Origin of the sequence: Streptomyces sp. NPDC047869, from assembly GCF_040704065.1 — a bacterium.
In the GTDB taxonomy this organism is placed as follows: domain Bacteria; phylum Actinomycetota; class Actinomycetes; order Streptomycetales; family Streptomycetaceae; genus Streptomyces.
The window spans coordinates 107,143-114,166 of sequence record NZ_JBEYRK010000005.1 but is presented as its reverse complement, the minus strand read 5'-3'; the positions used below and the strand labels follow the sequence as shown (position 1 = coordinate 114,166).

At 71.6% G+C, this 7,024-nt stretch carries 9 protein-coding genes; 5 read left to right on the top strand and 4 right to left on the bottom strand.

Features of this window, described 5'->3' with window-relative positions:
• From AB0924_RS09130 to AB0924_RS09120, 3 genes are all read left to right on the top strand, one after another.
• Positions 1-243: hypothetical protein (locus AB0924_RS09130; RefSeq protein WP_366911041.1), on the top strand; the 243-nt coding region annotated here is incomplete at its 5' end.
• A 153-nt stretch (positions 244-396) separates the two neighbouring features.
• Positions 397-1,284 carry an alpha/beta hydrolase gene (locus AB0924_RS09125; RefSeq protein ID WP_366911040.1) on the top strand — a complete coding sequence of 296 codons (888 nt, stop codon included), beginning with the start codon at positions 397-399 and terminating at the stop codon, positions 1,282-1,284.
• Positions 1,285-1,334: 50 nt separating this feature from the next.
• Positions 1,335-1,979, top strand: a complete 645-nt coding sequence (locus AB0924_RS09120; RefSeq protein ID WP_366911039.1) for an ATP-binding protein — start codon at positions 1,335-1,337, stop codon at positions 1,977-1,979.
• 69 nt (positions 1,980-2,048) lie between these two features.
• On the opposite strand, the gene AB0924_RS09115 is transcribed toward AB0924_RS09120, so the two are convergent.
• Positions 2,049-2,954: an NYN domain-containing protein gene (locus AB0924_RS09115; RefSeq protein ID WP_358927626.1), complete on the bottom strand. Its 906-nt coding sequence runs from the start codon at positions 2,952-2,954 to the stop codon at positions 2,049-2,051.
• A gap of 196 nt (positions 2,955-3,150) precedes the next feature.
• Between AB0924_RS09115 and AB0924_RS09110 the strand changes: the two genes are divergently transcribed.
• A complete protein-coding gene (locus AB0924_RS09110) occupies positions 3,151-3,303 on the top strand; it encodes a hypothetical protein (protein ID WP_174266095.1) in 153 nt (50 codons plus the stop codon).
• Positions 3,304-3,349: 46 nt separating this feature from the next.
• Here the strand turns inward: AB0924_RS09110 and AB0924_RS09105 are convergent, their stop codons facing one another.
• The 3 genes from AB0924_RS09105 to AB0924_RS09095 form a co-directional block, all read right to left on the bottom strand.
• Positions 3,350-3,955 carry a MarC family protein gene (locus AB0924_RS09105; protein ID WP_358927498.1) on the bottom strand — a complete coding sequence of 202 codons (606 nt, stop codon included), beginning with the start codon at positions 3,953-3,955 and terminating at the stop codon, positions 3,350-3,352.
• Between the two features lie 66 nt (positions 3,956-4,021).
• A complete protein-coding gene (locus AB0924_RS09100) occupies positions 4,022-4,879 on the bottom strand; it encodes a PHP domain-containing protein (protein ID WP_366911038.1) in 858 nt (285 codons plus the stop codon).
• Between the two features lie 106 nt (positions 4,880-4,985).
• Positions 4,986-5,627 (bottom strand): DUF6758 family protein, encoded by a 642-nt coding sequence (locus AB0924_RS09095; protein ID WP_358927496.1) that lies wholly within the window; start codon positions 5,625-5,627, stop codon positions 4,986-4,988.
• Positions 5,628-5,796: 169 nt separating this feature from the next.
• Between AB0924_RS09095 and AB0924_RS09090 the strand changes: the two genes are divergently transcribed.
• Positions 5,797-7,020 carry an MFS transporter gene (locus tag AB0924_RS09090; RefSeq protein ID WP_366911037.1) on the top strand — a complete coding sequence of 408 codons (1,224 nt, stop codon included), beginning with the start codon at positions 5,797-5,799 and terminating at the stop codon, positions 7,018-7,020.
• Positions 7,021-7,024: the final 4 nt, after the last annotated feature.

Sequence of the window (7,024 nt, the reverse complement as noted above, 5' to 3'; positions counted from 1 at the left end):
GTGACCGCCGAGGCACCCGAGGCCGAGGCCAAGCCGCGCCGGACCCGGAAGACCGCTGCCGCCGCCGAGGCCGCCGTGGACGGGGCCGAGGTGGCCGCGCCCAAGGCACGGCGGACCCGTAAGGCCGTCGCCGAGGCGGCCGTCCCGGAGATTCCGGCGCAGGCCACCGAGGAGCCGGAGACCAAGCCGCGCCGCCGGACCACCCGCAAGGCGACGGCGGCCGCGGAGGCTCCCGAAGCCTGACCGGCGCGTCGGCGTACCAGCCGGACAGCACGACGGCATCGACCTGATGGCCCGGCCCACTTCGGTGGGCCGGGCCATCGGCGTTCCCTCCCCGCCTCCGGCCGGCACACGGCCCGTCACCCGCCGCACGGCAACGCCCGATAGCCTCTCCCCATGAGCAGGCCTGCCACCTTCGTCCCGCCCGCCGGCGCCCAGGCGTACTCCCTGCGGACCGCGCGCGGTGAGTTCGCCGTGGTCGACGCGCCCGTCGCCGACGGGGTCGAGCCCAGAGGGGTCGCGCTGCTGCTGCCGGGGTTCACCGGCAGCAAGGAGGACTTCAACCCGCTGCACGTGCCGCTGGCCGGGCGCGGGTACCGGACCCTGGCCGTGGACGGGCGCGGCCAGTTCGAGTCGGACGGCCCCGAGCACGACGAATCCGCTTACGCCCAGGAGGAGTTGGCCAGGGACGTGCTCGCGCAGGTGGCGGCCCTCGAAACGGCGCCGGTGCATCTGATGGGGCACTCACTGGGCGGGCAGGTCTCGCGCGCGGCCGTGCTGCTCGACCACTCCCCCTTCGCGTCGCTCACCCTGATGGCCTCGGGCCCCGCGCAGATCTCGGCCTCCCAGCAGCAGCGTGTGAAGCTGCTGCGGGACGCGCTCGCGGTGATGACGATGGCCGAGGTGTGGGACGCGATCCAGGCGATGGAGGCGCCCGAGGAGACCGCCACCGGCGGGCTGGACGGCGGCCTCGACAACCGGGTCGACCTGCGGCGCCGCTGGATGGGCAACAAGCCCGCCCAACTCCTCGCCACCGGACGCCAGTTGTGCTCCGAACCGGACCGCGTCGCCGAACTCGCCGCCGTGCCGCTGCCCTTCCACGTGCTGTCGGGCGCGCTGGACGACACCTGGCCGCTGGCGCTGCTCGACGACATGGCGGCGCGGCTGGGGGCCCGGCGGACTGTCGTCGAGGGCGCCGAGCACTCCCCCAACACCGACCGGCCCCTCGCCACGGCCCAGGCCCTCGCGGACTTCTGGGACGCCCACCCCACGCTTACCGGCTGACGGGCAGGGTGTCTCCCCGGGCGGAGCAGGAAGGGTGGGATGCTCACCCGATGGACGGGTCAACTGCCGCCTGGGTCAACACCACCCACGACTGGGCCGCTACTGTGGACCTCCGTCACCTCGCCCGGATCCGCCGGGATCCGGCGGAGTTCGCCCCCGGCGGCCCGGTGCACCTCGTCCTCGAGGTCGTCGCCTATGCCGCCGACGAGGCTTCGTCCCGAGCGGGGGGACGCTGCCTGATCACCCTGCACGGCGACGGCTCCGTGTCGGTGGCGGACAACGGCCGGGGCACCGACACCCGCGTGGGCGGTCACGGCCGGCTCGTGAAGAAGCCGGTGATGGCGACGAGGGACCTGCGGTTCTTCGGCCACCCGGATGCGGAGCGGCTTCCGGACGGGCATCCGCGTCGGGGCATGTCCGTCGTCTCGGCGCTCAGCGAGTGGCTCGTGCACACCAATCGCCGTCTCGACGGGGCCTGGACCCAGCACTATGAGCGAGGCGTGCCGGTGACCGGCCTGGAGCCTCTTCGGCCCGACGGAAGCACGGGGACGACCGTCCGTTTCGCGCCGGCCGGATCGCTCCACCGGCTGGGGCCGTTGGACGCGGACGACTTGACGCGGTGGACCGCGCGCTGGCCGGACCTGGAGGTCCGCCTCGACGACCGGCGCGACACCGGGGATCGACCGGCCCGGTAGGGGCCGCGCCGCGGACCGGCCGGACCGGCGGGCCCCCTGCCCCGGCGCGGGCCTGCGGCCGCGGCCGCCCTAGTACTGCGTCTGCAGGTGTTCCCAGAAGCCGTCCCTGAGGGCGCGGCGGAGGTCGGCCTGGCCGCGCAGGGAGTACTGGAGCATGCCCTCGGCCTCGACCAGCAGGTCCTGGTCGACGGAGCCGGGGAGGTAGGGGTGGCCGGGCAGCAGCTCGACCAGGGCTTCGCGACCCCGCGCGGAGAGCCACTTGGCCGCGATCTGGGCGCCGACGAAGCGGACGCCCTCCCGGGTGGGCCGGGTCCCGGAGGCGGGCTCGTAGGCGGCGGCCGTGCGCCGGGAGACGTAGGGCTTGAAGAACTCCAGGTCGAGGGTGCGCTGGCTGTCGACCTCCCAGAGCAGTGGCTCGGCCTGGTTGCGTCCCTCGGCCGCCTCGATGCCCCAGAGATGGACGCGGGCGCCGTAGCCCTGGGCCGCCTCCACCGCCGACACCAGGTCCTCGTCGCCGCCGAGCAGGGCCGCGTCGCTGATGGCGCGGTGCCGGGCCAGTGACTCCAGGTCGCTGCGGATCAGGGAGTCGACGCCCTTCTGCTGGTTGTTGGCGTTGAGGTTGCCGAGACGGACCTTGACGTCGGGCAGTTCGGCGATGGTCTGCTGCTCGGCGGTGTGGATGCGGCGGCGTGCGCCGTCGTACCAGTAGACGCGCAGCAGCCGGCTGTCGGCGAAGATGGTGCGGGCCCGGTCGATGAGGGCGTCGATCAGGCCCTCGGCGTCGAGGTCGAAGGCGCGCCGGTCCTCCGTCCCGGCGACGAGCCGGCCCGCGGCCGCGTAGAGGTATCCCGCGTCGACGAAGATCGCGTGGGTCGAGGGCGTCTTCGCCACCTCGGCGAGCATGCGCTGCAGCAGCTCGTTGGTGTGGTCGATGCGGGCGGCGAGTGCCGCCAGGTCGTCGTTCATCGCCTCCATTGTCCTGGCGATCACGCTGCGAACACAACCGCTCTCGGTCAGTCCTCCCTACGCCGCTTACCGGTCAGTAATTAGACGTTCGAAAAATTTATTTAGCGTAGGGAATGTTTGTAACACGCAGCTCGTTGGATACCTACGACAGCACGTCACACCAGTAGTTCTCCGCAGGAGGATGACCAGACGAAGGGAGAAGCCCTTGCGCTTCGAAATCATGCGACTCGACGAGGTCGACGGCACCACCGTGGACAGCACCGTCGTGGACGCCGCCTCCGTCAACCGGATCGTTCAGCAGGCCGCAGCCGTAGGACAGCGCCTCTGGATCCGCCCGGCCGAGAGCCCGGCCTCGTAACACCCGGCGCTCACTCAAGCTTTCCGGGGGAGCCGAGGCCCGCTTCTCAGCTCCCCCGGATCACCTGAGTGACACCGTTGATGATCTGCTGCACGGCGATCGCGGAGAGCATCATGCCCGCGAGCCGCGTCACCAGGACCACCCCGCCGTCCTTGATGACCCGGATGATCAGCAGCGAGTAACGCATCACCAGCCACAGCACGACATGGATCGCAAGGATCGCGGCCCACACCGAGGCCTGCGTGGCCACACTGCCCGCCTTCTGCACGGCGAGGATCACGGACACGATGGCGCCGGGCCCCGCCAGCAGCGGCATGCCCAGCGGCACGAGGGCGACGTTCACGTCCTTGGTCTGCTTCGGCTCGTCGGTCTTTCCGGTGAGCAGGTCCAGCGCGATCAGAAGCAGCAGCAGGCCACCCGCGATCATCAGCGCGGGGACGGAGACGTGCAGGTAGTCGAGGATCTGGTGGCCCAGGACGCCGAAGGTGGCGATGACCCCGCCCGCCACGCACACGGCCTGGAAGGCCATGCGCTTCTGCACCTTCGCCGGACGGCCGGCGGTCAGGGCGAGGAAGATCGGGGTGATCCCGGGGGGATCCATGATGACAAAAAGGGTCAGGAACAGGGAGCCGAAGACGGCGAGGTCGAACATGGTGGTGCTACAGGCCTTGCTGAAGAGAGAGATACAGGGACGATCGGGTGAGGCGGGCCGGCCGCCTCAGACCCCGCCGGTCCCCGGCACCGGGAACGCTCCGGTGGCCCGCCGGGTGATCTCGCCGTAGACCTCGGGGTCGGTCGTGTATTCGCCCAGCGAGACGGTCTTGCGGCTGCCGTGGTAGTCCGAGGACCCCGTGACCAGCAGCCCCAGCTCAGCGGCGAGGCCGCGCAGCCGCGCCCGCGCGTCGGCGTCGTGGTCCATGTGGTCGACCTCGACGCCGTCCAGACCGGCGGCCGCCAGTTCGGCGATCACGGACTCCGGCACCGTGCGGCCGCGCTTGGCGGCGGCCGGGTGCGCGAAGACGGCGACCCCGCCCGCGCCCTTGACCAGCCGGATCGCCTCGAAGGGGTCGGTCTCGTGCTTCTCCACGTAGGCCCGGCCGCCGTCGGCGAGCCACTCCTCGGTGAACGCGTCACCGACGGTGGGCACGACGCCCAGCTCGACCAGCGCGGTGGCGACGTGCGGCCGCCCCACGGAACCGCCGGCGGCGATCCGCTCCACCTGCTCCCAGGTGACCGGCACGCCCAGCTCGTTCAGCTTGGCGACCATGCCCCGGGCCCGCGGCACCCGGTCGTCCCGGACCAGCTCGCGCTCGGCGAGCAGAGCGGGCTCCTCGGGGTCGAAGAGGTAGGCCAGCATGTGCATGGAGATGCCGTCGACACGGCAGGACAGCTCGGCGCCGGTCACCAGGGTGAGCCCCTCGGGCAGCGCGGCGATCGCCTCGGCGTACCCACGGGTGGTGTCGTGGTCGGTCAGCGCGACTACGTCCAGACCGGCCGCGGCGGCGCCCAGCACCAGCTCGGCCGGGGTGTCCGTGCCGTCGGAGGCCGTGGAGTGACAGTGCAGGTCGATGCGCACGGCTGCTCCAGGCGGTGACGGGACGGGTGGGGACACCTAAGGATAGCGGCAGGAACCGGATGCCCTGTCACACCCGCAACCCCTGAGCGCCCCCTACAGCCGGCGCTCAGGGTTTCAACAGTCTCGGCGACAGCGCGCCGCACGGCACCAGGTCTATCTCGGCGCCCGCGTCCCGCAGATCGGCCAGCACCAGTTCGTCGTACATGAGCAGGCCGGACTGCTCGGGCCACACCACCGCCCACAGCCACAGCCCCAGCGCCTCGCCCGCGAAGACCGCGCGGTCGTCGGGACCGCCGGAGACATGCCAGAGCGGGGTGGGGCGCCCGGCGGCCAGGACCTTGGCCTGGGGCGGCTTCTCGACGTTCATGTAAGGACCCGGGTCCGGCCCGTCGACGCCCGCGTAGTGCGCGCCGAGACCGACACCCAACTCCTCGGCGACGAGGATCAGCTCGCCCATGCCGCCCAGCGGACCGGGACCGGAGCACGCCACGGCGGTGGCACGGCCGCCGCTGCGGTCGTCCCCCGCGTAGGTCACGCCCGTGAACAGCCACCCGACCGGCAGCGGCCACGGCATCCACACCGGGACCTGCGTGCGGTGCACGACGACGTTGAGCGCCTCGACGCTGGGCGGGATCACGGGCTGCAGCGGATACACCGTCCCGTGCGCGTCGCACTGCCAGGAATCGGCGAAAAGGCCGGGAGCCCTGACCCGGCCACCACACTTCGGGCAACTGGGTTCGCCCCTCATAGGGCCCCACGGTCCTACCCCGACCGGCCCGCGTCAAGGACGATCACCCGTCCGGGCGGAAGCCGCGTGGCCCGCCCGACCAGGGAAAACTAGATGCACCTTGCATTAATTAGCTCCGCTAACTTACTGTATGCATAAGCCAACTATTCAGCCGGGACGGGAGAAGCACATGGACCCCTTCGACGCGGGAGCCGGCGGCATCCTGCGACAGCCCAAGGCGGTGTGGGCCACGGCCGGCGCCTCCGTCGTCGCCTTCATGGGCATCGGTCTGGTCGACCCGATCCTGCCGTCCATCGCACAGGGCCTGCGTGCCACACCCAGCCAGGTGTCCCTGCTCTTCACCTCGTACTTCCTGATCACCGCGGTGGCGATGCTGCTGACCGGCTTCGTCTCCAGCCGCATCGGCGGCCGCAGGACCCTGCTGCTCGGCCTCGCGTTCGTGGTCGTCTTCGCGGGCCTGGCCGGCACCTCGGGATCGGTCGGCGAGCTCGTCGGTTTCCGCGCGGGCTGGGGCCTCGGCAACGCGCTGTTCGTCTCCACCGCCCTCGCGGTGATCGTGGGCGCGGCGGCCGGGGGCAGCGCGGCGGCGATCCTGCTCTACGAGTCCGCCCTCGGCCTCGGCATGGCCTGCGGCCCGCTGCTCGGCGCACTCCTCGGCAACGCGAGCTGGCGCTACCCCTTCTTCGGCACGGCGACGCTCATGGCGATCGGCTTCCTGTGCATCACGGCGTTCCTGAAGGAGCAGCCGAGGCCCGCCCGGAAGACCTCGGTACTGGACCCGCTCAAGGCGCTCGGCCACGGCGGCCTGGCCTCGGCGGCCGTCTCGGCGTTCTTCTACAACTACACGTTCTTCACCGTGCTGGCCTTCACGCCGTTCGTGCTGAACATGACCCCGTACCGCTCCGGTGCGGTGTTCTTCGCCTGGGGCCTGCTGCTCGCGGTCTTCTCGGTGATCGTGGCCCCGCGCATGCAGAAGCGGTTCGGTTCGCTGAGGGTGCTCGGCGGCTCGCTGGTGCTGCTCGCGGCGGACGTGCTCGTGCTCGGCTACGGCGACCACACCACGGCCGTCGTCTGCACGATCCTGTCCGGCGCCTTCATCGGCGTGAACAACACGGTCTACACCGAACTGGCCCTCGGCGTGTCGGACGCGCCGCGCCCGGTGGCGAGCGCGGGCTACAACTTCGTCCGCTGGTTCGCGGCCGCGGCCGCGCCCTACTTCGCGCCGAAGATCGAGGAGTGGACCGACATCCACGTCCCGTTCGTGGTCGCGGCGGTCACCGCCCTGCTCGGAGCGGTCGTGGTCCTCGTACGGCGCAAGGCCCTCACGCACGAGGCCGAGGAGCTCGAGCCGCGGCACGCCACCGAGGACGGGGTCGGCGTCTTCGCCAACTGACCGG